Genomic DNA, 23,125 nt, shown 5'->3' with positions numbered 1-23,125 from the left:
TGAGCGTGAGGTTCTGGGGAGGATCTGTCGCGCCCGGCGCTCTGACCACCGCGTCCGGCCCACGGGTCCGACACGTACACCCGGGGGATCTCTCCAGCATGCTCTGCAGCCGTTGCCAGCACTTCGCCGCCGCACCCGGCGGAACCCTCTGCGACAACTGCGCGGCGGTCGCGGCCGCGTCGCCCGGCGGTCTGCCCGTCGCGCCGCCGATCGGCGGCGCCCCTCTCCACCCGCCGCACGGACACGCCTGGCTGCGCTCGCCCGTCGGGCTCGGCAAGGCGGCCGCCGCGCTGCTCGGACTGGTGATCGCGACCGACCTCTTCGCGATCTGGACCGACTTCACCATGTACGACGTGACGGGCAGGATCGCCGACGGCGACATCAGCGCGGCCGTCTTGCGGCAGGCCGACCACGCGGACTCGCTGTACTCGACGGCCGGGGTGGTGCAGACGAGCGCCCTGATCGCGACCGTCGTCGTCTACCTCATCTGGTTCCAGCGCGTCCGCGTCAACGCCGAGGTGTTCAACCCCTTCGGGCACAGCATGAAGCGGGGCTGGACGTGCTGGAGCTGGTTCACGCCCATCGTGAACTTCTGGTTCCCGCGGCGGATCATGGTGGACATCTGGGACGCGAGCAGCCCCGGCCAGAGGGCCCGTTCGCACGGGCTCGTCAACACGTGGTGGACGCTGTGGGTGGTCGCGTTCCTCGCCGACCGGGCCGGGTTCAACTCGTACCGCAAGGCGGAGACCGCCCAGGAGCTCCAGGACGCCAGCGTCCAGATCCTGTTCGCGGACGTCACCGACATCGCCGCCGCCGTCCTCGCGATCCTCGTCGTACTGCGCCTGACCCGGATGCAGAACGAGAAGGCGCACCAGGGCCCGGTGCCCGTCGGAGTCTGACTCCGGCCGGTCTGTCCGTTTCCCTGGCGTACTCCCGTACGACTGTGGTGTATTCGCCCCGAGCCGAACCGATACGCCGAGGTGATGCACCGAGGCGAATTGACGCACCGGGGGGAACCGGCATGGGCTACTGGGGGTACTACGTGGTCGGCAGAAGCGAGCGGCCGCTGGCCGAACTCGTGGTGCCGGCGGGGGCGCGCGGCATGGCCCTGCGGTCGACGGGGCCCGACGGCTGGCAGGTGTGGGAGTACCCGGGCGGCGGTGACGGCGGCGTCGGGAGCATGAACGCGCTCGCCCGGGAGACCGGCGCGCCCGCGCTCTTCGGGTACGTCATGGACAGCGACTGCGTGGCCGTCGAGGCGGCCGCGCCCGACAGCGGCGTCTGGACGACCTGTCTGGCCCGTGACGCGATGGCCGGCCACCTCGACGGGAACGAGGAGGGGCTGAGCGTCGACGACTGCTTCCTGGAGCCGCGCGACGCCGCCGAACGCGCCGTCGCCTGGGCCGCGGAGGCCGGGCACACCGTCGCCCCCGAGCCGTTGCTCGACATACTGACCGCCGATGCAGACCTGTTGGCTGAAAACCTCTTCTTTCGCCTACTCGACCGACTCGGTGTCGTACCGCTGTGACACTCAGGTACCGTCGCACGCAGTAAGGGGAAGTGCGGGCTCCGTACGGAAGAGGCGCCCTGTAGAGGGGCTTCGAGGGAGGCGTGATGAGCCTGGTGGAACTGATCGCTCAGGCCGACGAACGTGGTCTGGCAGCGAGCGGTTTGGCTTGTTTGGATCGGTGCGTGCCGCTGCTGGGCGGCGACGACGAGATCCTGCGGCCCCTGTGGGCGAGCCTCGTGGACGGGGACGCGTGGGGCGAACGGCTCGCCAAGGCCCGCGCGGACCTCGGCGAACCGGACGCCGAAGGCCCCGCTGCCGACGCGGGCCCCGACGCCTCTCCCGAGGGCGCCGCCGCGCTGCTCGCCCGCCGGATGCTCGCCGCCGTCCCCGCGGAGCCCTCCGCCGCCGAACTGCGCACCTGGGCCGACGCCTGCTCCGTCGCCGCACTCCAGATACACCGGCTCCTCGACGCCTCCGACGACGGCACGTCCTCGGTCGCGGCCCGCCGTGAAGGCCGTACGGAGGGCATGTCGCCGCTCGTCGCCGCCGAACTGCGCCGCCAGGTCACCATCCTGGAAGTGCTCGCGGGCCACGGCGCGGGCGGCGTGCGCCACGCGCGCGACGTCTCGACGGAAGGCCGGCGCGTGCTGCGGGCGGTCGTCTCGCGCCGGGCCCGCCGGGCCTAAACCTGCGGTGGCGAGGGGTTCCTGTGACCGTCCCGCGGTGGCGCGTGGGGGTCCTGGGCCGGTGTCGCGGACGGGCCCGGAACGCGTGACGAATCCCGCCCCCGCCACGCTCTTCGGAGTGTGACTGCACAGCAAGCAACCAGGCCCCACGCTGCGACGAAGCCCATGCGATGGGCGGCGGACGCGGTCGCGACGATGCGCGAGGGCGCGCGGCTGCGCCTCGACTACTCCGAACAGAGTCTGTGGCGCGTCGACCGGATGATCGAGGAGATACGCCGGGAGGGGGCGCCGTACGCCGCCGTCGAGGCGGTGCTGCGCGGATTCGGGGCGTACGCCGGTGAGGTCATCGCCCGGCGTACCGGCGCCGAGTGGTGGGAGACGGGCGGTGACCACTGGCTGCGCACCCCCGACGGGCGCCTGTGGGACCCGGTCGACGAGGCCCGCCGCTGCTACGCGGGCAACGGCTCGCTGCGGCTGCTGTGCCGGGACGCCACGACCGGATCCGGATTTCCGCAATAAGGTACGCGAGCGTTCCCAAAGGTGGGTTCCGGCGGGACCATGAGGGAAGTGCAACCGCCGTATCCGGGAGACCCCATGGCAGCGAACCGCCGTTGGGTCGGACGGGAAGCGGCTGGGAGTCCCGCTGTTGCTCCTCCGCGGGCGGATCGCCGACCTGGCAGGGTGCAGGATCGCCTTCATGGCCGGGCTGTTGGGCTTCGCCGCCGCGTCCGCGCTGGGCGGCGCCGCGGCCGACTCGGGGATGCTCTTCGCCGCGCTCCTCGCGCCGGCCGCCCTCGCCCTGCTCGCCACCACGTTCACCGACCCCAAGGAGCGCGGGAAGGCCTTCGGTGTGTTCGGCGCGGGCGCGGCGATCGGGCTGCCGGCGGGCGGCTTCCTCACGCAGTACCTGGACTGGCGCTGGTGCCTGTACGTCAACGTGCCCATCGCACTCGTCGCGTTCGCCGGCGCGTGGGTGCTGCTCGACAGAGGGGGACGTTCGCCCTGCCGGGCAGCGAGTCCCTCGTGGTGCGAGGGCAGGCGCTCTCCGGCAGACCGGCACGATCACCACCGCCAAGGGGGTGCGCAAGAGCGAGTTGGTGTACGTCGTCGGCGGCACCGGGTACGCCAAGAGCGCGAAGGTGAGTCGCACGGGGTCGGGCGGCACGGCCCGCGTTGAATCGGGTGGTGCGGGAGGCCACCCTTCCCTGCCGCCCGACGCGAGTCGGACGTGAGCGACGCAGAGCAACCTGAACAAGAAAGGCGAACGACGAACAACGGGCCGAAAGGTTGTACGTGGAACCTGGGTTCGGTGTGTGTGAATCGCCACTTCTGTGGACCGTGATGTTCCTGAGCCGGCATCCGCTGGGGCAACCGGGAAGGCCGGGAAGGGGTTTCCCCGGCCGAGCGAAGGGGTGGGGGCCATGAGGGAAGTCGAGGAGCGCGTACCGGGGGCGGACCGGATGCGCGGGTGTGCGACGGCCTTCGTCACGCATGCCACGGCCCGCAACCGCCTGCCGCTGGACTACTCCGTGGCCAGCCTCCGCGTCGTCGACTTCCTGATCGACGGACTGCGCAAGGGCGGGGCAGGGCGCGAGCGGGTCGGCGGCACGCTGTTCGGGCTCGGCGCGTACGTCGGTGAGGTGCTGGTGCGACGCGCGGGCGCGACCTGGGTGGACTTCGACGACGACCAGCGGGCGTATTTCGCCCAGCCGGTCGGCGTACGCATGCCGGACGGCCGGGTCTGGAACCCCCTCGGCAAGGTCCACAACCGTTTCGAGGTGGGCGGTCCCGAGGAGTCCCTGCAGACCTTCTACCTGATGCTGCCCGGGAGGGCCCGGCGCGCGGTGGCCTGACGGCGGGCGCCGGGCGAAGCGGTCCGGCCACGAACCCTTGGGTGCGGCGAGCGCGTCACGGCAGCAGCTCCCGGCCGTGCAGGATCAGCATGTCGGCGACCAGGCAGGTGACCTCGCCGTCGCCGGCGCGGCCGATCCACACCGGGTACGTGCCGTCGCCCAGGCCGCTCGGGTACGCGATGAGGTTGCCGCCGGACCGCGGGTCGTCGAGGACGAGGATGCCGTCGGGAAGGTCGTCGTCGGGGATGGTGTCCTGGCGGCCGGTGAGCCGCTCGGCCGCCGCCGCGTCGACGAAGCAGCCGGTGCCCGTGTCCACGCCGAAGCCGTAGAACTCCCCGTCCCTCAACGTGCGCGGGTCCTCGCCGGGGCGCAGCGCCAACTCCCAGGTCTCCGTGGGCTTTTCGCAGACGAGGACGCGGGCCGCGGTGTAGTCCTCCAGGCGGATGTGCGCGCCCTCGTACTCGCTCGCGTACGCGGCCATGGCGACCTCCACGCGGTACTCGCCCGGCGGCACCGTGACCGTGAAGGGCTCGACGGGGCTGTCCCAGCCCGGGTCGCAGGCGACGACACGGCCGGTCGGCAGCCGCAGCGGCCCGGCGTCGACGACGTCCCCGACGATGTACGGGCCCACGGGACCGTCGTACGGCGGCGAGAAGCGCGTGCCCGGAGTGAACGTCCAGGCGAGGTGGTGCGGTCGCATCGGGGCAGGGGGACGCCAGCTCGGGACGGGGGTCGCCGTCGTCCCCGTGTCCCTGTCCCCGCCCGTCTCGGGCGTCGGGGTTTCGCGCAGAGGGCCCGTCGGTCGGCCGTCCGTCGCGAGGGCCACCGCCCGGCCCCAGTCCCCGAACTCCGGTGCGGGCACACGGCGTTGGTTCTCGGGTACGTCGGGCAGCGTGTGCATCGAGCCGCCCCGCACTCCCTTCGGCTCGCAGACCTTGCGGCCCCGGCCGTCCGGGTGGAGGTCGGTCAGGATCCGGCCCGCCTCTGCCGCGAACTCGGCCATGTCATCGGTGTCGTAACGCCATTGAGCGAGGTGGCGGAGGAAGAGCTCCCCGGGTTCGAGCCGGCGCAGGTCGATCTCGCGGGTGCGCCGGCCCCGGTCGTCGTACGCCCAGATGCCGAAGTAGCCCTGCGCCCAGGCGACATGGAGCACGGCGGCCGGTTGCGGGTGACCCTCCTCGCGCAGCACCACCGCGTACTGCTCGCCCGCCGCGTCGCGGGCCGCGGCCCGCTGCCTGCTCATCGGGCCGGAAACGGTGCGGGACACCGGGTCCCAGCTCTCCCCGTACGTCACATCCAAGGTCACGTCTGTTCCAGCGCACCGGAGCCCGAAAAAGTCACCCCCGTTTCCGCGCCCGTGATGTTTGAGGTCATGGTTCCGCTGGGTCTGGTGGGACCGGTGCGTGAACGCGCCCCGGGCGGCGGGGAGAGAGAAGGAGCGGGGAGTCGTGGTGAAGGTGGTCATGGGAGGGGCGCGGAGCGGTCGGCCGAAGAGACGGCGGGTTGTGGTGGCCGCGTGTCTGGCGGTCCTCTGCGCGGTTCCCGCCCTGGTCTCGTGCGACGTACGACAGCGGCATGTCGTCCTCGACGGCGGTACGTTCACGCCGCTGACGCCCGAGGACGAAGCGCGCGGAACGCGGCTCGCCCGCACCGCGGCGGACCTTCTGCGCACCACCGACTCCGTACGGCTGAGCGTGACCACGGCCGGCAGTGGCAGTGGCGGCGCGGGTGGGCAGAAGGTCTCGCTGCTCATGGACCGTGACGGGAACTGCACCGGCACCTTCGACGTCGGCCCGATGCGTCGCGGCGAGCTCGTGGTGACCGGCAAGCAGGCGTACGTACGCCTCTCCGACGCGGCGCTCGACGAGATCCGCGCCTCCGCTCAGTCCCGTGGTGCCGAGGCGCGGGCCCGGGTCGCCCAGCGGACCGAGTTCGCGCGCGGCAAGTTCCTCAAGGCGCCCCTGAAGGACAGCGGGGGCCTCGCACCCTCCTCCTCCTGCGACCTCGACGCACTGCTGCGGAACCTCGACGGCGACCCCGGCGCCACGAAGGCCCTACCGGAGACCACCCGGTACGGCAGGCACGTCACGCCGCTCGTGGAGAAGGGGCGCGAGGGCGGCACCACGATGTACGTGGCCGCGAGCGGGCGGCCGTACATCCTCGGCGTCACCGGCCGGGAGAACGGTCGGTCGATGGAGATGCGGCTGTCCGACTACGGCAGTCCCCTCGACGTACACGCTCCGGGGGCGGAGGAGACCATCGTCATCGACCCGAACGCGTCCGGGAGCGGCGGCTCGCTGTTCGACCTCTGAGCGAGTCGGGGCGGGAGGGGAGCCTGACGGGCTGTGACATTTCTGTGGCGCGCGGCGCTGATCACGATGGGGGCGTGGACACGGCGAACCGTGGCTCGCGGTGCGCATTCGGACGATCTCGGTACGAGCGATGCAGGTACAAGCGATCTCGGCACGAACGAGGACAGTGTTGGGCCAGGGAGGGGAACCCCGCCGCGTGCAGGCTTACGACGGGGAGCTGGGCGTGGCCGTCGGGCAGGCGCAGGAAGGGGACGAGGCCGCCTTCGCGGTCGCGTACCGGATCGTCCAGCCGGGACTGCTGGGGTACCTGCGCGGAATCGTCGGCGACGACGCGGAGGACGTGGCGTCGGACGCGTGGCTGGAGATCGCGCGGGACCTGGGCCGCTTCCGGGGCGACGGGGCGGGGTTTCGCGGCTGGACCGCGACGATCGCCCGGCACCGGGCGCTGGACCACCTGCGGCGGCTGAAGGTACGGCCCCGGGCGACCGTGCTCGAACAGGACCTGCTGGAACTGCCCGGCACGCACAGCACACACGACCAGGCGCTGGAGTCCCTCTCCACCAGGGACGCCCTCCGGCTGGTCGCGGGGCTGCCGCGCGACCAGGCGGAGGCGGTGCTGCTGCGGGTGGTCGTCGGCCTCGACGGGCCCGCGGCCGCGCGCGTTCTGGGCAAGCGGCCGGGCGCGGTCCGCACCTCCGCCCACCGCGGGCTCAAGCGCCTTGCCCGGCAGTTGGGCGCCGAGGGTGTGACGGATGAAGGCCCCAGCACGCTGGGGGAGTCGAGATGAACCGCAGGACGGCCGACCAGACGGCCGAGAAGAACCACGAGAAGTTCATGAGTGACCGCGAGCGGTACAGCGAGAAGTTCAAGAGCGACTGCGAACGGTCCGAGAGCGACGGCGAGCGGTCGCGGAGCAACGGCAAGCAGTCCCAGAGCGACAGCGAGAAGTCGCAGACCAACGGCACGCAGCCGTCGGGCAGAGGCAGAGACGGATCCGGACATGGGTGAACGACACAGCCACGGCGGGGCGCCCGACCGCCGGGCCGCGCGCCCTGACGCCGCACGCCCTCTCGACGCCGCGGCGCCCCTGCCCGCCCACCCCGGCACCTCCGCCGCTGCCTCCACCCCGGGCGTCGACGCGCTCCTCGCCGCCGCCGTGCGCGCCGGAGCCGTGGATGCCGAGCGGGAGGCGCGGGCCGTAGCCGCCTTCCGTGCCGCGCGGGACCAGGGGGCGTATGCCGCGCACGCCGCGCGGACCCGGCGCCGGGACGACTGGCGACCGCGGCAGGAGAAGACGAAGCGTTCGCTGCGGGCCACCTTCGCGGTGCTGGCGGCGAGCGTGACGCTGGGCGGGGTCGCCGTCGCGGCCATCGGCTCCTCGTCGGACGGCGACGCTGGTGACCAGAGCCGGACACGGCCGTCGAGCAGCGCCCCGGACCATTCCGCCCCGGACTCCGCGAACCCGGCGCCGCCGGGCTCCTCGGCCCCCGGCACGACCGACGCGGCCACGCCGTCCCCCCACCCGTCGCAGGCCCAGGACACCGAGGCCCACTGCCGCGCGTACGAAAAGGTCGGGGGCCGGGGCAAGGCACTGAACTCCACGGCCTGGCAGCGGCTCGTCGACGCGGCGGGCGGCGAGGACAAGGTGGCCGCGTACTGCGCCGCACAACTGGCCGAGAACGCCACGGGCACGGGCACGGACACGAGCACGGACAAGGGCAAGGGCGGCAGCGAGAGCAACGGAAACGGCGCTGCCGGTACGGCACGGGCGACCCCGACCCCGGCGACTCCCACCCAGGCGGCGACGCCGAAGCCGGGGAAGTCCAAAGGGAAGCCGTAGACCCGTCGACCCGCTCTGTGCCTAGCGCCAGTCGGGTACGCCCGAGACGGGCGGCAGCTGGGCTTCGATCTTGGCCCGGATCTCCTGCATCACGGCGACGATGCGGGCCTCGTGCTCCGGGGTGAGCCGGGCCATCGGCACCGAGCAGCTGATGGCGTCGGTGGCCGGGGCGGCGTAGCGCAGAGCGAAACCGAAGCCGGCTATGCCCGTCACCGTCTCCTCCCGGTCGATGGAGTAGCCGCGCTCGCGGATGCGGGCCAGGTCGGCGAGGAGGGACGCGCGGGTGGTGTGCGTGTTCTCGGTGAGGGCGGTCAACGGCCCCTCCGGTAGCGGCAGTTCGTCGTCGGAGCGCTCGGCGAGCAGTGCCTTGCCGAGTCCGCCGGCGTGGGCCGGGACGCGGCGGCCGACGCGGCTGATGGTGCGCAGGTACTCGTGGGACTCGCGGGTGGCGAGATAGACGACGTCCGGGCCGTCGAGCCGGGCCATGTGGATCGTCTCGCCGAGCGCGTCCGACGCCTCGTCGAGGTAGGGACGGGCGACCCGGATGCGCCGGTCGCCGTCGAGGTAGCTGGTGCCGGTGAGCAGCGCACGGATGCCGATGCCGTAGAGGGAGCCGGTGGCGTCGGTGCGGACCCAGCCGCAGTCGACGAGGGTCTGCAGCAGCTGGTACATGCTGCTGCGCGGCACGTCCAGCTCCTCCGCGAGCTGGTCCAGGCGCGAGGGCTGCTCTCCTCGTCCCGCGAGCAGTTCCAGCAGCGCGACGGTTCTGGCCGCCGACTTCACCCCGCGGACACCTGTCTTCTCCGGCATGGGCTCAATCGTAGATCCGCGCCGATTCGCAGAGGCGCACCCATTGACCGCTCTCGTTCACCCATCTAACCTCCATCTGCATACGTAGACGGCATCCGCATACAGGGATGGGATTTCATGACAGGGATCAGCGCTGAGCTCGCAGAGGTCGTCCAGCGACTCCGGGACGGAATGGCGGGCGGAGTGCTTTCCTTCCCCCTCACGAGCTTCCGGGACGACGGCGGGCTCGACCTCGACGCGTACCGGGCGTACCTGACCGGCCGGCTGGCCACCGCACCCGGAGCGGTGTTCCCCGCCTGCGGGACCGGCGAGTTCTTCTCGCTGGACGAGGACGAGTACGCGGCGGTCATCGAGGCCACGGTCGAGATCGCCGACGGACGGATGCCGGTGGTCGCGGGCATCGGTTACGGCTGGGCGCAGGCGCTGCGCTTCGCCCGGATCGCGGAGCAGGCGGGAGCGGACGCCGCTCTGGTCCTGCCCCACTACCTGGTGGGCGCCCCGCAGGACGGTCTGGTGGAGCAGCTGCGCCGGATCGCCGCGGGGACACGACTGCCCTTGATCGCGTACCAGCGTGACCAAGTCGCCTTCACGGCCGCCTCGTTGAGGCGTATCGCCCGGATCGACGGGGTGATCGGGCTCAAGGACGGGCACAGTGACCTCGACCGGCTCCAGCGCCTCACCCTCGCCGCCCCCGAGGGCTTCCTGTTCTTCAACGGCGCCTCCACGGCCGAGATCCAGGCCCGCGCCTACGCCACCGTCGGCGTCCCCGCCTACTCCTCGGCCGTCCACGCCTTCGCCCCCGAGATCGCGAACGCCTTCTTCGCCGCCCTGCGGGACGGTGACGACGCCGTCGTGACCGGGCTCCTGCGCGAGTTCTACGTCCCCCTCGTCGAACTGCGCGACCGGGTGCCCGGCTACGCCGTCTCCCTGGTCAAGGCCGCAGCCCGGCTGCGCGGCCTCCCGGTCGGCCCGGTGCGCGCCCCGCTCACCGACCCGTCGGACGCGGACCTCGCCGACCTGGAGAAGGTGCTGGACCACGGACTGAGCCTGGTCGGCGCCGTACGGCAAACCGCCTGACGAACCCGGCGGGCACCCCGCCGTGCCCGCCGGACGCCCCACCGACGCACCTCCCGCTCACCCCCCACGCCCTCCCCTTCGCTCGACAGTTCAAAGGAGAACTGCCATGCCACTTCTCGTGGTCGGGATCAGCGTTCTGGTCCTGCTGCTGCTCATGACCAGGCTGAAGCTCAACGGCTTCGCGGCTCTGCTGCTCGTGGCGGTCGGCGTCGCGCTGGTCCGGGGAATCCCGGTGGCGACCATCCCGGACGTCCTCTCCGAGGGCATCGGGGGCCAGATCGGCGACACCATGCTCACCATCGGGCTCGGCGCGATGGTCGGCCGCATCATGGGGGACTCCGGCGCCGCACAGCGCATCGCCGGCAAGCTCCTGGACGCCTTCGGCCCGCGCGGGGTCCAGATCGCCATGGTGATCACGTCCATGCTGATCGGCGTGACCATGTTCTACGAGGTCGCCTTCATCATCATCGTGCCGATCGCGTTCACTCTGGTCCGGGTCACCGGGTCGAAGCTGCTGTGGGTCGGCCTGCCGATGTCCATCGCGCTGTCCACGATGCACAGCTTCCTGCCGCCGCACCCCGGCCCCACCGCGGTGGCCGCGACCTTCCACGCCTCCGTCGGACTGACGCTGTTCTACGGCCTGTTCATCGCGATCCCCGTCGGTGCGCTCATCGCCCTGGTCTGGCCGCGCCTGCCGTTCATCCAGGCGATGAACCCGTCGATTCCCCAGGGCCTGGTCACCGAGCGCGAGTTCACCGACGAGGAGATGCCCGGCCTCGGCTGGTCGCTGTCCGTGGCGCTGTTCCCCGTGGTGTTGATCGTGGCCGCCGCCGTCACCGACATGGCCACCTCGTCCGAGACCCCGTTCCTGCACACCGTCGCCTTCATCGGCTCGGCGCCGATCGCGCTGCTGCTCACCCTGTGCCTGGCGAGCTGGGCCTTCGGACCTCGGATCGGCCGCAGCCTGGAGGAGGTCGGTGAGTCCTGCGCCTCGGCGGCGAAGGCGATGGCGATGATCCTCCTGGTCATCGGCGCCGGCGGGGCCTTCAAGAACGTCCTCGTCGAAGGCGGCATCTCCGACTACATCAAGGACGCCACCGACGGCTGGTCGATCTCGCCGATCATCCTGGCCTGGCTCGTCGCCGTCATCCTCCGTATCGCGCTCGGCTCGGCGACGGTCGCCGTCGTGACGGCCTCCGGTGTGGTGCTGCCGCTGCTCGCGGGCAGCGGGGTCCACCCGGAGGTGATGGTGCTCGCCGTCGCCTGCGGCTCCATCGCCTTCTCCCATGTCAACGACCCCGGGTTCTGGCTGTTCAAGCAGTACTTCAACCTCTCCGTCATCGAGGCGATCAAGGTCCGTACGACCTATACGACGGTGCTCGCGATCCTCGGCCTGGGCGGCGTCCTGGTCGCCGAGCAGGTCCTCGACGCGCTCAGCCTCTAAGAACCCACCACTCCACCGCAGAAAGGCACCCGATGAGCATCGGACAGCCGACCGTCACGGCGTTCGCCGTCTACCCCGTCGCCGGCCGGGACAGCATGGAGCTGAACCTCTCCGGCGCGCACGGCCCCTACTTCACCCGCAACATCGTCGTCCTCACCGATTCCGAGGGCCGTACGGGTCTTGGCGAGGTACCCGGCGGGGAGCAGATCACGCGGACGCTGCGGGACGCCGAGTCGCTGGTCGTCGGGGCGAAGGTGGGCGACTACAAGCGGGTGCTGCGCGAGATCGGCGACCGGTTCGCCGACCGCGACTCGGGTGGCCGTGGTGCCCAGACCTTCGACCTGCGCACCACCGTCCACGCGGTCACCGCTGTCGAGTCGGCACTCCTCGACCTCCTCGGGCAGCACTTGGACGTACCGGTCGCGGCACTGCTCGGCGACGGCCAACAGCGCGACTCCGTCAGGGTGTTGGGCTACCTCTTCTACGTCGGCGACCCGGACCGCACCGACCTGGAGTACGTCCGCGAAACCGACTCCCCGGTGGACTGGTACCGGATCCGGCGCGAGGAAGCCCTCACGCCGGAGGCGATCGTCCGCCAGGCGGAGGCCGCCTACGACCTGTACGGCTTCCGGGACTTCAAGCTCAAGGGCGGTGTCCTTGAGGGCGCGGAGGAGGTCAAGGCGGTCCGCGCCCTCAAGGACCGCTTCCCGGGGGCCCGGATCACCCTCGACCCGAACGGCGCCTGGTCCCTGGCCGAGGCGGTCGAGCTGTGCCGTCCGCTGGGCGACACACTCGCGTACGCCGAGGACCCCTGCGGGGCCGAGGGCGGCTACTCCGGGCGGGAGATCCTCGCCGAGTTCCGCCGCGCGACCGGCCTGCCCACCGCGACCAACATGATCGCCACCGACTGGCGTCAGATGACCCACGCCCTGGCCCTCCAGTCGGTCTCCATCCCGCTGGCCGACCCGCACTTCTGGACCATGCAGGGCTCGGTACGCGTCGCGCAGCTGTGCAATGCGATGGGCCTGACCTGGGGCTGCCACTCCAACAACCACTTCGACATCTCGCTGGCCATGGTCACCCACTGCGGCGCCGCCGCCCCGGGCGAGTACAACGCCCTGGACACGCACTGGATCTGGCAGGAAGGAAAGGAACGCCTCACCACGGCCCCGCCGCGCATCGTAGGCGGCGAGATCGCCGTCCCCGAGGCCCCGGGCCTGGGTATCCAGCTCGACATGGACCGGCTCCTGGCGGCCCACGAGCTCTACCAGCAGAAGACGCTGGGGGCCCGCGACGACGCGGTCACCATGCAGTACCTCGTCCCCGGCTGGGAGTTCGACAGCAAGCGGCCCTGCCTGGTGCGGTAGCCCCGAAGACCTGGGGCCCGACGAGATCAAGGACGGCGGCGGGGACTGCGACGCGGAGACGACCGGGGCCGCCACCCCCCACAGGAGAGGCCCCGGCCGTCGCGCGGTACGGGCCGCGCGGCGGCCCGTACTCTCTACAGCGTCGCGGCTGCGTTTTCTGTCACACCTCGCTGCGTCACGAGATAGTTGCACGTTGTACGGACATGGACGGGGAGTGGTTTCAGGCCGTAACGTGCCATTCGCGCCGGACTGCGCAGCGCGGCCGACTGACTAGCGGCCCCAGAAAAACCGCAACCATCAATTGAGCACCACGATGGTGAGCAACCAGGTCCGTGAGAGCGGCGCCGGATCAGGCGCATGAGGGAGTGCGGTGCTGGGGGACGACGCGGAGCTGACCGCCGCCGTGCTTGCTGCACAGGCCGGGGACGAGACCGCGTTCCGGACTGTGTACCGCGCGGTGCACCCCAGGCTGCTCGGATACGTCCGGACGCTGGTCGCCGACCCCGACGCGGAGGACGTCACCTCCGAGGCCTGGCTGCAGATCGCCCGTGACCTCGGACGGTTCGACGGCGACGCCGACCGCTTCCGCGGCTGGGCGGCCCGCATCGCCCGCAACCGCGCCCTCGACCACATACGGATGCGCGGGCGCCGCCCCGCGATCGGCGGCGACGAGACCGAGCTGACCGGCAGGCCCGCCGAGTCCGACACCGCGGGCGAGGCGATCGAGGCGCTGGCCACCGGTCGGACCCTCTCCCTCATAGCCCAGCTCCCGCAGGACCAGGCGGAGGCCGTCGTGCTGCGCGTTGTCGTCGGCCTCGACGCCAAGACCGCGGCGGAGACCCTCGGCAAGCGCCCCGGAGCCGTGCGCACGGCGGCGCACCGCGGTCTGAAGCGACTGGCGGAGCTGCTCGGCGGCGATCCGGAATCCGCCGGCGCGCTCGACGCCGTACCCCCACAAAGAGAACCGCGCACGCGCGCGGCGACGTCCGCGGGTGTGACGCATACGCGTCCGCGGACGCAGAAGGACATGTGATGGCCGACGAGCACTACAGGTGGCTGGACCGCGACGCGGCGGAGCGTCTGCTGAACGGTGAGCCGCTGGAAGACGTCGACGCCGACCTCCGCGCCGAGGCCGACCGGCTCTCCCGGGCCCTGCACGCGCTGGCCGCCGAACCCGCCCTGAGCAGCGCGGAGTTGCCCGGCGAGGCCGCCGCGCTGGCCGCGTTCCGGAAGGTTCAGGAGGGCCAGGCGGGACCCGACGGCGAGGCGGTTCAGGTGGGTCGCGGCAGGGGGCGTGCGCACGGCGCCGACGTGGGCCTCGTCCGTCTCGGGCGCCCCGCCCAGGACGGCCGCCGGGCCCGCTGGGGGCGTCCCGCGCGCCTCGGGCTCGCCGCCGCGCTGGCCGCCGGAATGCTCGGCGGAGTCGCCGTGGCTGCCGGAACCGGAGTGCTGCGGACCCCCTTCGGCGACGACCGGCCGGGCCCTGTCGCCTCTGTCACGGCCGCTGTGACACCGGACCGTCCGCTTGTCTCGCCGCCGCCGGGCGGCGACCGGCGGGAGGGCCTGCAGGCACCGACGCCCGGCGGCAAAAACAGCCCCTCCGGCGGCACCTCGTCGCACGACCCGTCGAAGGACGGGAGCGGGGAGGGGCCCGGGAACGGCGCGAGCGCGCGGCCCGGTTCCGACTCCTCGGGGCGTTGGGATGCGAGCCGGTACGGCGGGGGAGCGAGCGGTCTGCTCTCGTCCTGCCGTGACCTGCGCGCCGGCAAGACCCTGGAGAGCGGCCGCCGCCGCGCCCTGGAGGGCGCGGCCGGTGGCGGCGGCACGCGCGTGAAGAATTTCTGCAAGGACGCCGTGACCGACGCGGACGCTCGCACACACGACGACGACAAAGGCGATAGAGGCGACAAAGGCGGCAAGGGTGCCAAGGGCTCGGGCAGAGGTTCGGGCAAGGGCTCCGGCAAGGGTTCGCACGGCGGCTCCGGCAGCGGAGGTCGGGGCGACCAGGACGACCAGGGCGACCGCGGTGGCGACGCCGACGGTCACATACGCGGCGGCCACGGCCACTCCGGCGGCGACCGCCGGGGCGGCGGAAACGGCCATCGCGGCAGCGGGGGAACCGTCATCTCGGCACCCGTGAGCCCGCACCCGACTCCGAGCCCGATGCCGAGCCGCAGCGCGCTGTAGCTGCTCCGACCGTCCGGACCTGCGCCGCCAGAACCCCTCCTGACCTGCGATTTCCCGGTTCGTTGAACTTTCTTCGACGCAGGTGTGACGTTTTCAGCCGCCGTAACGCAGTAATGAGTGAGCCGACTGGTCATCGGCCGTAGCACCGAGCCGGAGTTCCCCCCGTACTCTCGGCCCGGTGCACACGGCGCGGGCGGGACACGTTCCCCCGGTTCCGCCCGCGCCCCACTCACCCACTCGCCCCGCTTCCGGGGCTCCGCGCAGGACGGCGTCACCAGTAGACGACGACCTTGTCCCCGTTGCGGACCTGCGCGAACAGCTTCGCGATCTTCCCCTCGTCCCGTACGTTGACGCAGCCGTGCGAGGCGCCGTAGTAGCCGCGGGCCGCGAAGTCGGAGGAGTAGTGGACCGCCTGGCCGCCGCTGAAGAACATCGCGTACGGCATGGGCGTGTGGTAGATCGTCGACACATGGTGGCGTGACTTGAAGTAGACGTTGAACACACCTTCACGGGTCGGCGTGTACTGCGAGCCGAACCGCACGTCCATCTCGGAGACCGTTCTGCCGTCGATCATCCAGCGCAGCGTGCGGCTCGCCTTGCTGACGCACAGCACCCGGCCCGTCATACAGCGCGGATCGGGCTTCGCGGCCGGCTGCCCGCCGTACGGGTAGAGCTCCCAGTCGGCCGGTGAGTGCGTCATCTTCCGCAGCCGCTGCCAGGTGACGGCGTCCATCTCGCCGGTGCGCGGCAGGCCCCGCTTGCCCTGGAAGCCCTTCACGGCCGAGACCGTGGGGGAGTCGTACGTCCCCGTGGGCGCCGTGATGAGCCAGGCGACCTGGTGCAGCCGGGCCTGGAGCCGGCGGACCTCGGTGCCCTTGTCGCCATGGGACCAGAGCACCTCGGCGGCGGGTCGAGCGTCACCGGAGGAGCGCTCGGACGAACTCTTGGAGGCGGTGCCGCTCGGCTTGGCATCGGCCGGTTTGCCCGTGACGTCGATGTGCACCGGCGGCTGCTTGCCGTCCGCGTCCACGGCGTGGGCCGTGCAGCCGCAGACGGCCGCGAGCACCGCGAACGCGGCCAGCGCCCTTGTGATGCCGGCCGTCATGCGCGGCCTCGTCATGGCTGTCGTACGCATCCCGACCCCCCGTTGCTTCCCCGGAACCGATGATCGGCTGTGCCACATTCTCACTTGAGAGGTTCCCCGCACAGGCCCGGTGACGAACTACGGTGCAAGGTGGTGAACAGGTCTGTGAGCAAGGTCCCAGCCTGGTCCTCTCCAACGGGCGCACGGCCGCCACTACAGTCCGTCGCGAGGGTCGGGTCCTACTAGTAAGTAGCTTCAGCGGGAGGCACAGCAATGGCGCGCGAGTCGGAGTCCGGACTGCCCATCGAGCCGGTCTACGGACCGGATGCTCTGGAGGGCTGGGATCCGGCGGAGAAGCTGGGTGAGCCCGGGAAGTACCCCTTCACCCGAGGTGTCTACCCGTCGATGTACACGGGCCGGCCGTGGACGATGCGGCAGTACGCCGGGTTCGGTACCGCGGTGGAGTCGAACGCCCGCTACAAGCAGCTCATCGCCAACGGCACCATGGGTCTGTCCGTCGCCTTCGACCTGCCCACCCAGATGGGCCACGACAGCGACGCCGCCATCGCGCACGGCGAGGTCGGCAAGGTCGGCGTCGCCATCGACTCGGTCGAGGACATGCGGATCCTGTTCGGCGGGATCCCGCTGGACAAGGTGTCCACCTCGATGACGATCAACGCCCCCGCCGCGCTGCTCCTGCTGATGTACCAGCTCGTCGGCGAGGAGCAGGGCGTCCCGGCCGACCAGCTGACGGGCACGATCCAGAACGACGTGCTCAAGGAGTACATCGCCCGCGGGACGTACATCTTCCCGCCCAAGCCGTCGCTGCGCCTGATCGCGGACATCTTCAAGTACTGCAAAACCGAGATCCCGAAGTGGAACACGATCTCGATCTCCGGCTATCACATGGCCGAGGCCGGTGCCTCCCCCGCGCAGGAGATCGCGTTCACGCTGGCCGACGGTATCGAGTACGTCCGTACGGCGGTCGCGGCCGGCATGGACGTCGACGACTTCGCCCCCCGGCTGTCGTTCTTCTTCGTCTCCCGCACGACGATCCTCGAAGAGGTGGCCAAGTTCCGTGCGGCCAGGCGCATTTGGGCCCGGGTGATGAAGGAGGAGTTCGGCGCGAAGAACCCGAAGTCGCTGATGCTCCGCTTCCACACGCAGACCGCAGGCGTGCAGCTGACCGCGCAGCAGCCGGAGGTGAACCTGGTGCGCGTCGCCGTCCAGGGCCTCGCGGCGGTCCTCGGCGGCACCCAGTCGCTGCACACCAACTCCTTCGACGAGGCGATCGCGCTGCCGACCGACAAGTCGGCCCGCCTCGCCCTGCGTACGCAGCAGGTCCTGGCCTACGAGACGGACGTCACGGCGACGGTGGACCCCTTCGCGGGCTCGTACGTCATCGAGCAGATGACCGACGAGGTCGAGGCCGCCACCGTCGAACTCATGGCGAAGGTCGAGGAGCTGGGCGGCGCCGTCAACGCCATCGAGCACGGCTTCCAGAAGGGCGAGATCGAGCGCAGCGCGTACCGCATCGCCCAGGAGACCGACTCCGGTGAGCGCGTCGTCGTCGGCGTCAACCGCTACCAGCTCGACACCGAGGAGCCCTACGAGCCCCTCCGCGTCGACCCGGCCATCGAGGCCCAGCAGGCGGCCCGCCTCGCCAAGCTCCGCGCGAACCGCGACCAGTCGGCGGTCGACGCCGCCCTGGCCGACCTGAAGAAGGCGGCGGAGGGCACGGACAACGTCCTCTACCCGATGAAGGACGCCCTGCGCGCCCGCGCGACGGTCGGCGAGGTGTGCAACGCGCTGCGGGGGGTCTGGGGGACTTACGTGCCTACGGATGCGTTCTGACCCACCTCTCAGGTGGAACCCGTGGAACCTGGCCAACGCCTCGGTGGAACCCGCGAGTTGGGCCGTGCGTCATATGGACGGACGCACGGCCCAACTGCTCCGCCGGGAGGCCCGGATGAGGTTCGAGACGCCGCGTGAGCGTCCGCGGACGCCGAAGGAACAGGTTCAGCCGCCGGCCCCGCGCGAGCGGGACCCGATCATCCCGCCGGAGCATCAGCCCGGCGGCGCACACCCGATCGAGATCTCCATCGCCGCACTCCCGGCCGAGAAGCGCCATGCCGGCTTCGAGGTCCATGACCGGCCCGAGATGCCGATCTTCGTACGGCGGACCATCCCCTGGTACGTGAACGAGCGCAGCGTCATGCGGAAGGTGACCGCCAGGCTCGTGGGCGTGAGCACGCTCGTCGACGCCAGGGCAGCGACCAGCGATCTCGCGATCAAGATCCATGAGTTCGGTGCGATCGAAGGCTTCCCGGCACCTGTCGCGGTCGTCGGGTGCCCTCTCAGGAAGGGGCCCGCGCCGCAGGACCTGGCGTCGAGGATCGAGCAGCTGCCGTTGCCGAAGGACCACGCGGCGAGGGTCGAGGAGCAGCTGTCGTCGAAGAGTGCGGCGTTCGCGGCACCCGTCATCTCCGCAGAGCACGGCGACATGACTGCTGCCGCCCTTCAGGCCGCCACCGCGGTGCTGGGCGAGCCGGAGGGGTGGGAGAGCAAGGTCGCCCGTGTCGTCCTCGAAGGCTTCATGTGGTTCGTCATTCCGACCAAGCCGATCACCAGTGTCGTAAAACTGCTGAGCGACGCGGTGCGGGACGACGAAGCGCCGCAGGCGTGGACAGACCTCGCCCAGGGGCAGTTCGTGGGCGCGATGTGCCACCTCGATCCGCTGCCGTTCGTCGCCCTGGGATGACCGGCGGATCCGCCCCGCGAAACGCGGAGGCCGAGTGTCGTACCCCCGTGCGACACTCCATCTCATGCTTGGTGTCATCGATCTGCCCACCTATCTCGCAGGCCTGATCCTCATCGTCCTGCTCCCCGGGCCGAACTCGCTCTACGTCCTGTCCGTCGCCGCCCGCCGAGGCGTACGTACGGGCTACAAGGCCGCCGCCGGTGTCTGGTGCGGGGACACCGTGCTGATGGTGCTGTCCGCGGCCGGGGTCGCCTCGCTGCTTCAGGCGAACGCGGTGCTGTTCGGGATCGTGAAGTACGCGGGCGCCGGGTATCTGAGCTGGCTGGCGGTCGGGATGCTGCGGGCCGCGTGGGCGATGTGGCGGACCCGGCACGAGCGGGCGGCGGCGGAGGCGGAGGACGCGCCGGTCGTCGAGGAGCGGCCGTATCGGCGGGCGTTCGTGATCAGTCTCTTCAACCCGAAGGCGATCCTTTTCTTCGTCGCCTTCTTCGTGCAGTTCGTCGACCCGGACTACGCCTACCCCGCCCTGTCCTTCGTCGTCCTCGGCGCCTTCGCCCAGCTCGCGAGCTTCCTCTATCTCACCGCGTTGATATTCAGCGGCACGAAGCTGGCGGCGGCCTTCCGGCGCCGTAAGCGCCTCTCGGCCGGTGCGACCACCGCCGCGGGCGCACTCTTCCTCGGCTTCGCCGTCAAGCTCTCCCTCGCGAGCTCCTAGGCACCGACACGGGCCGCGTACTCAGCCAGCCCCTCCGCACTCGCGCCCGCCCAGCCCACGTACCCGTCGGGCCGGACGAGGAAGAGGCCGGTGCCGTACGCCTCGTACGGCGGGATCCGGACCCCGCGGAGGGAGTACCCCGGCAGGTCGGGCAGGTCCGTGCCGACCGCGACCAGGGTCCAGTGCGGGCCCCGGAACGCGTCGAAGAGACGTACGCCGCCACGGACACCGTCCGGTGCGCGGTCGCCGGCCTGCAGGGCGCCCTCCGCCGCATCCGTGCGGGTCTCCACCGCGAGGGAGCAGCCCCGGTAACCGAGGCCGAGCTGCGCGGTGGCCTCGCCGCGGCGCACCTCGCCGCGGTGGACCCCGGTGGACAGGCCGAGCATGGCGGCGGCGTTGGGCAGCCGCTCCTCCTCGTAGGAGTCGAGGAGGGCGGCGTCGGCCTCGCCGCGCAGCACCGCCGCCAGCTTCCAGCCCAGGTTGTACGCGTCCTGGACGCTGGTGTTGAGGCCCTGGCCGCCGGCCGGTGAGTGGACGTGCGCCGCGTCCCCGGCGAGGAACACCCGGCCCTGCCTGAAGCGGTCCGCCATCGCCGCACGCGGCCGGAAGTCGGAGGCCCAGCGCACCTCGGTCACGGCGTCGGCGGCGAGATGAGAGCGCGTGGCGACGAGCTTGCGGATCCCGTCGAGGGACAGGTCGGGGACCGTCCCCTCCTCGAACTGGGCGATCAGCTGGAAGTCCTCGGTGCCCGGCAGCGGCCAGGCCGCCATGAAGCCCTGGTCGCCGGTGGGCGGAAAGACGTGACAGTTCTCGCGGTCGAGTCCGGTGAGGCGGACGTCGGCCACCAGCATCGGCTGGGGGTCCACGGTCTCGCCGGTCATGCCGATGCCGAGCGCCCGCCGTACGGCACCGCGGCCGCCGTCGGAGGCGACCGCGTACCGCGCGCGGACCGGCGCCCCGGAGGCGAACCGGGCCGTCACCCCGTCCGCGTCCTGCGCGATCCCCACCAGCTCCCGCCCGAACGCCACCTCCCCGCCCAGCTCCCGCAGTCGCGCGAAGAGGATCTCCTGCGTACGCCACTGCGGCACCATCCACGGCCCCTGGAAGGGCTCGCTCTCCGTCGGTTCGCCCGCCTCGAACAGGCGGTGCTCGCCCGCACGCTCCCCGTCCTGCCAGATCATGCCGACCGGGTAGGGGGCGCCCGCCGCGCGCACCGCGTCCAGGACACCGAAGTCGTCGAGGACCTCCATGGTGCGGGGCTGGATCCCCTTGCCGCGCGAGCCGGGGAAGAGCCCCTCGGCCTTCTCGACCACCAGGGCGCTCACGCCGCGCCGGGCCAGGTCGAGGGCGAGGGCGAGTCCGGTCGGGCCGGCGCCCACGACGAGTACGTCCGTGTTCATGCCCATCTCCTTAACGTCGTTAAGTTCCATGCTTTGGAGCATGCGCTTAACGGCGTTAAGCTGTCAAGCGTGGCTACCCAGAAATCCCCCAAGCTGGACAAGAGGCTCGTCACCGAGACGGCACTGAAGCTGCTGAACGAGGTCGGCCTCGACGGCCTCACCCTGCGGGCCATCGCCAAGGAGCTGAACGTCCAGGCCCCGGCCCTGTACTGGCACTTCAAGAACAAGCAGGCCCTGCTCGACGAGATGGCGACGGAGATGTACCGCCGGATGGTCGCGGGCGTGCACCTCCCCCCGGGCGCCACCTGGCAGGAGCGACTGCTCGTGGGCAGCCGTGGCCTGCGTACCGCCCTGCTCGGTTACCGCGACGGCGCCAAGGTCTTCAGCGGCTCACGCTTCACCGGCACCGAACACGCGGTCGAGATGGAGGTCGTCCTGCACGCCCTCGTCGAGGCCGGCTTCACCCTTCCCCAGGCAGTCCGCGCCACCACGACCGCGTACATGTACACCCTCGGCTTCATCACCGAGGAACAGGGCGTCCAGCCGCTGCCCGGGGAGCGCCGCGAGGGCTACGACGTCGAGGAACGCGCCGCCCGCATGCGGGAGTTCCCACTGGCGGCGGCCGCCGGCGAGGAGATCTTCGAGGGCTTCGAGGAGGGTTTCGAGGAGGGGCTGCGGCTGGTGGTGGCGGGGATCGAGGCGCGCTACGGGATCAGCTGACCTACGCGCGGCACGCCATGCGCGCCTACGCGCGAGCCTTCGCCGGCCTCGGATCCAGCGCCCTGCGCAGCCGGGGCGTCGCCCACTCCTCCACGTACCGGTTCATGAGCCAGGCGAGCACCAGCATCGCCGCCACCGTGCCGAACACGGTCACCGAGGACGGGAGGCCCAGATGGCGGTGGAGGAGCTGTATCGAGACCCAGCCCAGGTGCTCGTGCACCAGGTAGAAGGGGTACGTCAGGGCGCCGGCGACCGTGAGCCAGCGCCAGTTCGCCCAGTGGAAGTGGCCGAGCGCGATCGCGCCCACCAGCAGGAAGCCCACCGTGACGACGGCGATGATGACGGCCGGGTGGCGGTAGGAGAAGAACGCGGGGTTCGGCTTGTGCCACAGGGACGCGATCGCGTAGTGCTGGGCGAGCGCCCAGCTGACGCCCACCACGCCCCACGCCGCGACGTCGCGGCGGTTGCGGTGCAGCAGGTAGAGGCCGATGCCGCCGATGAAGAAGGACGCGTACTCCGGCATCAGCACGGTGGTCAGCAGCGGCTCGTCCACCGCGTCGGAGATCGCCGCCGCGAGGGTCCACAGCGCGCAGAACATCAGCACGCGCCTGCGCGTGGCGCCCGGCAGGACGACGCACACCGCGAACAGGACGTAGAAGCGCAGCTCCGCCCAGAGCGTCCAGCACACGCCGAGGACGCGGTGCGCGCCGAGCGGTTGCTGCAGCATCGTCAGGTTCACGATGGTGTCGCTCGCCGAGACGGTCCTGTACGCCACCCACGGCAGGGCGAACACCACCGTGATCAGCAGGATCGCCACCCAGTACGCCGGATAGAGCCGGGCCACGCGCGAGGCGAAGAACGAGCGCAGGGTCCGGCCCCAGCCGCTCATGCAGATCACGAAGCCGCTGATGATGAAGAAGATCTGCACCCCCATGCAGCCGTACGCCAGCCAGGGGGAGAGGGAGGGGAACTGGTGGGCCGGTGAGCTGCCCCAGGCCGTCGCGACCTCGCCGTCCCGGCCGCCGTAGTGGTACCCCGCGACCATCAGCGCGGCGACCAGGCGCAGCCCGTCCAGGGCGCGCAGGCGCGTCACCGGGGCGGTCACGGGGCGCGGAGCGGAATCAGGCACCGGAGCCTGGCCGTCCGTCCGCAGGGGCGGGGCGATGGTCACTGGGCTATGCCTTCCCTTTCAAAGCGGCCGCATAGAGAGCGGTTCCGCTCAGATTAGGTCGGGACAGAACCGGAAACAGCAGCTCGACCCCGCTGTTCCCCGGACCGTCGCGCCGAGTTCACTTCCTGGTCCGCACCGCCTTGAGCGCGGTGCCCGCGGCCCGGGGCCGGCGCACCATGCGCCGGGCC

General features: G+C 71.4%; 23 protein-coding genes and 1 pseudogene. 19 read left to right on the top strand and 5 right to left on the bottom strand.

The window, feature by feature from the left end; translation table 11 throughout:
- Window positions 1-98 precede the first annotated feature (98 nt).
- The 6 genes and pseudogenes from ACN6LB_RS18825 (at window position 99) to ACN6LB_RS18800 (ending at window position 4,049) form a co-directional block, all read left to right on the top strand.
- Window positions 99-899 carry a DUF4328 domain-containing protein gene (locus ACN6LB_RS18825; RefSeq protein WP_445026925.1) on the top strand — a complete coding sequence of 267 codons (801 nt, stop codon included), beginning with the start codon at window positions 99-101 and terminating at the stop codon, window positions 897-899.
- 122 nt (window positions 900-1,021) lie between these two features.
- Window positions 1,022-1,528 (top strand): hypothetical protein, encoded by a 507-nt coding sequence (locus tag ACN6LB_RS18820; protein WP_445026924.1) that lies wholly within the window; start codon window positions 1,022-1,024, stop codon window positions 1,526-1,528.
- A gap of 86 nt (window positions 1,529-1,614) precedes the next feature.
- Window positions 1,615-2,196, top strand: a complete 582-nt coding sequence (locus ACN6LB_RS18815) for a hypothetical protein (protein ID WP_356131847.1) — start codon at window positions 1,615-1,617, stop codon at window positions 2,194-2,196.
- A 165-nt stretch (window positions 2,197-2,361) separates the two neighbouring features.
- Window positions 2,362-2,715 (top strand): hypothetical protein, encoded by a 354-nt coding sequence (locus tag ACN6LB_RS18810; RefSeq protein WP_445026923.1) that lies wholly within the window; start codon window positions 2,362-2,364, stop codon window positions 2,713-2,715.
- A 124-nt stretch (window positions 2,716-2,839) separates the two neighbouring features.
- Window positions 2,840-3,199: pseudogene (locus ACN6LB_RS18805) on the top strand (MFS transporter); the annotation flags it as partial.
- A gap of 418 nt (window positions 3,200-3,617) precedes the next feature.
- Complete coding sequence (locus ACN6LB_RS18800; RefSeq protein WP_445026922.1) at window positions 3,618-4,049, top strand: hypothetical protein; 432 nt, start codon at window positions 3,618-3,620, stop codon at window positions 4,047-4,049.
- A 55-nt stretch (window positions 4,050-4,104) separates the two neighbouring features.
- On the opposite strand, the gene ACN6LB_RS18795 is transcribed toward ACN6LB_RS18800, so the two are convergent.
- Window positions 4,105-5,355: a DUF4241 domain-containing protein gene (locus ACN6LB_RS18795; RefSeq protein WP_445026921.1), complete on the bottom strand. Its 1,251-nt coding sequence runs from the start codon at window positions 5,353-5,355 to the stop codon at window positions 4,105-4,107.
- 142 nt (window positions 5,356-5,497) lie between these two features.
- Here ACN6LB_RS18795 and ACN6LB_RS18790 point away from each other — a divergent pair, with 142 nt between their 5' ends.
- The 4 genes from ACN6LB_RS18790 (at window position 5,498) to ACN6LB_RS18775 (ending at window position 8,201) form a co-directional block, all read left to right on the top strand.
- Window positions 5,498-6,361 carry a hypothetical protein gene (locus tag ACN6LB_RS18790; RefSeq protein ID WP_445026920.1) on the top strand — a complete coding sequence of 288 codons (864 nt, stop codon included), beginning with the start codon at window positions 5,498-5,500 and terminating at the stop codon, window positions 6,359-6,361.
- A 169-nt stretch (window positions 6,362-6,530) separates the two neighbouring features.
- Complete coding sequence (locus tag ACN6LB_RS18785) at window positions 6,531-7,148, top strand: RNA polymerase sigma factor (protein WP_356131864.1); 618 nt, start codon at window positions 6,531-6,533, stop codon at window positions 7,146-7,148.
- Window positions 7,145-7,369: a hypothetical protein gene (locus ACN6LB_RS18780; protein ID WP_445026919.1), complete on the top strand. Its 225-nt coding sequence runs from the start codon at window positions 7,145-7,147 to the stop codon at window positions 7,367-7,369. The genes ACN6LB_RS18785 and ACN6LB_RS18780 overlap by 4 nt, the downstream gene beginning before the upstream one ends.
- Window positions 7,362-8,201: a hypothetical protein gene (locus ACN6LB_RS18775; RefSeq protein ID WP_445026918.1), complete on the top strand. Its 840-nt coding sequence runs from the start codon at window positions 7,362-7,364 to the stop codon at window positions 8,199-8,201. The genes ACN6LB_RS18780 and ACN6LB_RS18775 overlap by 8 nt, the downstream gene beginning before the upstream one ends.
- Before the next feature lie 21 nt (window positions 8,202-8,222).
- Here the strand turns inward: ACN6LB_RS18775 and ACN6LB_RS18770 are convergent, their stop codons facing one another.
- The gene (locus ACN6LB_RS18770; RefSeq protein WP_445026917.1) at window positions 8,223-9,011 is read right to left on the bottom strand and encodes an IclR family transcriptional regulator; all 789 of its coding nucleotides are present in this window, start codon (window positions 9,009-9,011) and stop codon (window positions 8,223-8,225) included.
- Between the two features lie 117 nt (window positions 9,012-9,128).
- Between ACN6LB_RS18770 and ACN6LB_RS18765 the strand changes: the two genes are divergently transcribed.
- From ACN6LB_RS18765 to ACN6LB_RS18745, 5 genes are all read left to right on the top strand, one after another.
- On the top strand, window positions 9,129-10,088 hold the full coding sequence (locus ACN6LB_RS18765) for a 5-dehydro-4-deoxyglucarate dehydratase (RefSeq protein WP_445026916.1): 960 nt from the start codon (window positions 9,129-9,131) through the stop codon (window positions 10,086-10,088).
- Window positions 10,089-10,194: 106 nt separating this feature from the next.
- Window positions 10,195-11,532: a gluconate:H+ symporter gene (locus ACN6LB_RS18760; RefSeq protein ID WP_445026915.1), complete on the top strand. Its 1,338-nt coding sequence runs from the start codon at window positions 10,195-10,197 to the stop codon at window positions 11,530-11,532.
- A 38-nt stretch (window positions 11,533-11,570) separates the two neighbouring features.
- Complete coding sequence (locus ACN6LB_RS18755) at window positions 11,571-12,899, top strand: enolase C-terminal domain-like protein (RefSeq protein WP_445026965.1); 1,329 nt, start codon at window positions 11,571-11,573, stop codon at window positions 12,897-12,899.
- A gap of 370 nt (window positions 12,900-13,269) precedes the next feature.
- Complete coding sequence (locus ACN6LB_RS18750) at window positions 13,270-13,932, top strand: RNA polymerase sigma factor (RefSeq protein ID WP_356131882.1); 663 nt, start codon at window positions 13,270-13,272, stop codon at window positions 13,930-13,932.
- Window positions 13,932-15,086 (top strand): hypothetical protein, encoded by a 1,155-nt coding sequence (locus ACN6LB_RS18745; protein ID WP_445026914.1) that lies wholly within the window; start codon window positions 13,932-13,934, stop codon window positions 15,084-15,086. The genes ACN6LB_RS18750 and ACN6LB_RS18745 overlap by 1 nt, the downstream gene beginning before the upstream one ends.
- A gap of 271 nt (window positions 15,087-15,357) precedes the next feature.
- On the opposite strand, the gene ACN6LB_RS18740 is transcribed toward ACN6LB_RS18745, so the two are convergent.
- Entirely contained in the window at window positions 15,358-16,191 is an 834-nt protein-coding gene (locus ACN6LB_RS18740; protein ID WP_445026913.1) for a L,D-transpeptidase family protein, read from the bottom strand.
- Window positions 16,192-16,443: 252 nt separating this feature from the next.
- Between ACN6LB_RS18740 and ACN6LB_RS18735 the strand changes: the two genes are divergently transcribed.
- The 3 genes from ACN6LB_RS18735 (at window position 16,444) to leuE (ending at window position 19,646) form a co-directional block, all read left to right on the top strand.
- Window positions 16,444-18,024: an acyl-CoA mutase large subunit family protein gene (locus ACN6LB_RS18735; protein ID WP_445026912.1), complete on the top strand. Its 1,581-nt coding sequence runs from the start codon at window positions 16,444-16,446 to the stop codon at window positions 18,022-18,024.
- 115 nt (window positions 18,025-18,139) lie between these two features.
- The gene (locus ACN6LB_RS18730; RefSeq protein WP_445026911.1) at window positions 18,140-18,931 is read left to right on the top strand and encodes a hypothetical protein; all 792 of its coding nucleotides are present in this window, start codon (window positions 18,140-18,142) and stop codon (window positions 18,929-18,931) included.
- 64 nt (window positions 18,932-18,995) lie between these two features.
- On the top strand, window positions 18,996-19,646 hold the full coding sequence (gene leuE, locus ACN6LB_RS18725) for a leucine efflux protein LeuE (RefSeq protein ID WP_356131897.1): 651 nt from the start codon (window positions 18,996-18,998) through the stop codon (window positions 19,644-19,646).
- Here leuE and ACN6LB_RS18720 read toward each other — a convergent pair.
- Complete coding sequence (locus ACN6LB_RS18720) at window positions 19,643-21,046, bottom strand: FAD-dependent oxidoreductase (protein ID WP_445026910.1); 1,404 nt, start codon at window positions 21,044-21,046, stop codon at window positions 19,643-19,645. The two genes, leuE and ACN6LB_RS18720, sit on opposite strands and share 4 nt — an antisense overlap.
- A 69-nt stretch (window positions 21,047-21,115) precedes the next feature.
- Here ACN6LB_RS18720 and ACN6LB_RS18715 point away from each other — a divergent pair, with 69 nt between their 5' ends.
- Window positions 21,116-21,766, top strand: coding sequence for a TetR/AcrR family transcriptional regulator C-terminal domain-containing protein (locus ACN6LB_RS18715; RefSeq protein WP_445026909.1), 651 nt, complete (start codon window positions 21,116-21,118; stop codon window positions 21,764-21,766).
- Between the two features lie 25 nt (window positions 21,767-21,791).
- Here the strand turns inward: ACN6LB_RS18715 and ACN6LB_RS18710 are convergent, their stop codons facing one another.
- The gene (locus ACN6LB_RS18710; protein ID WP_445026908.1) at window positions 21,792-22,937 is read right to left on the bottom strand and encodes an acyltransferase family protein; all 1,146 of its coding nucleotides are present in this window, start codon (window positions 22,935-22,937) and stop codon (window positions 21,792-21,794) included.
- Window positions 22,938-23,125: the final 188 nt, after the last annotated feature.

Source organism: Streptomyces sp. SAS_270, from assembly GCF_052543295.1.
The sequence above is the reverse complement of the archived record's forward strand: the minus strand, read 5'-3'. Positions and strand labels throughout refer to the sequence as shown.

Coding starts and splice junctions, on each gene's coding strand:
- ACN6LB_RS18820 (WP_445026924.1), top strand. CDS start 1,022: ATGGGCTACTGGGGGTACTACGTGGTCGGCAGAAGCGAGCGGCCGCTG.
- ACN6LB_RS18730 (WP_445026911.1), top strand. CDS start 18,140: ATGAGGTTCGAGACGCCGCGTGAGCGTCCGCGGACGCCGAAGGAACAG.
- ACN6LB_RS18765 (WP_445026916.1), top strand. CDS start 9,129: ATGACAGGGATCAGCGCTGAGCTCGCAGAGGTCGTCCAGCGACTCCGG.
- ACN6LB_RS18810 (WP_445026923.1), top strand. CDS start 2,362: ATGCGATGGGCGGCGGACGCGGTCGCGACGATGCGCGAGGGCGCGCGG.
- ACN6LB_RS18770 (WP_445026917.1), bottom strand. CDS start 9,011: ATGCCGGAGAAGACAGGTGTCCGCGGGGTGAAGTCGGCGGCCAGAACC.
- ACN6LB_RS18745 (WP_445026914.1), top strand. CDS start 13,932: ATGGCCGACGAGCACTACAGGTGGCTGGACCGCGACGCGGCGGAGCGT.
- ACN6LB_RS18735 (WP_445026912.1), top strand. CDS start 16,444: ATGGCGCGCGAGTCGGAGTCCGGACTGCCCATCGAGCCGGTCTACGGA.
- ACN6LB_RS18760 (WP_445026915.1), top strand. CDS start 10,195: ATGCCACTTCTCGTGGTCGGGATCAGCGTTCTGGTCCTGCTGCTGCTC.
- leuE (WP_356131897.1), top strand. CDS start 18,996: ATGCTTGGTGTCATCGATCTGCCCACCTATCTCGCAGGCCTGATCCTC.
- ACN6LB_RS18815 (WP_356131847.1), top strand. CDS start 1,615: ATGAGCCTGGTGGAACTGATCGCTCAGGCCGACGAACGTGGTCTGGCA.
- ACN6LB_RS18740 (WP_445026913.1), bottom strand. CDS start 16,191: ATGACGGCCGGCATCACAAGGGCGCTGGCCGCGTTCGCGGTGCTCGCG.
- ACN6LB_RS18720 (WP_445026910.1), bottom strand. CDS start 21,046: ATGAACACGGACGTACTCGTCGTGGGCGCCGGCCCGACCGGACTCGCC.
- ACN6LB_RS18780 (WP_445026919.1), top strand. CDS start 7,145: ATGAACCGCAGGACGGCCGACCAGACGGCCGAGAAGAACCACGAGAAG.
- ACN6LB_RS18775 (WP_445026918.1), top strand. CDS start 7,362: ATGGGTGAACGACACAGCCACGGCGGGGCGCCCGACCGCCGGGCCGCG.
- ACN6LB_RS18825 (WP_445026925.1), top strand. CDS start 99: ATGCTCTGCAGCCGTTGCCAGCACTTCGCCGCCGCACCCGGCGGAACC.
- ACN6LB_RS18800 (WP_445026922.1), top strand. CDS start 3,618: ATGAGGGAAGTCGAGGAGCGCGTACCGGGGGCGGACCGGATGCGCGGG.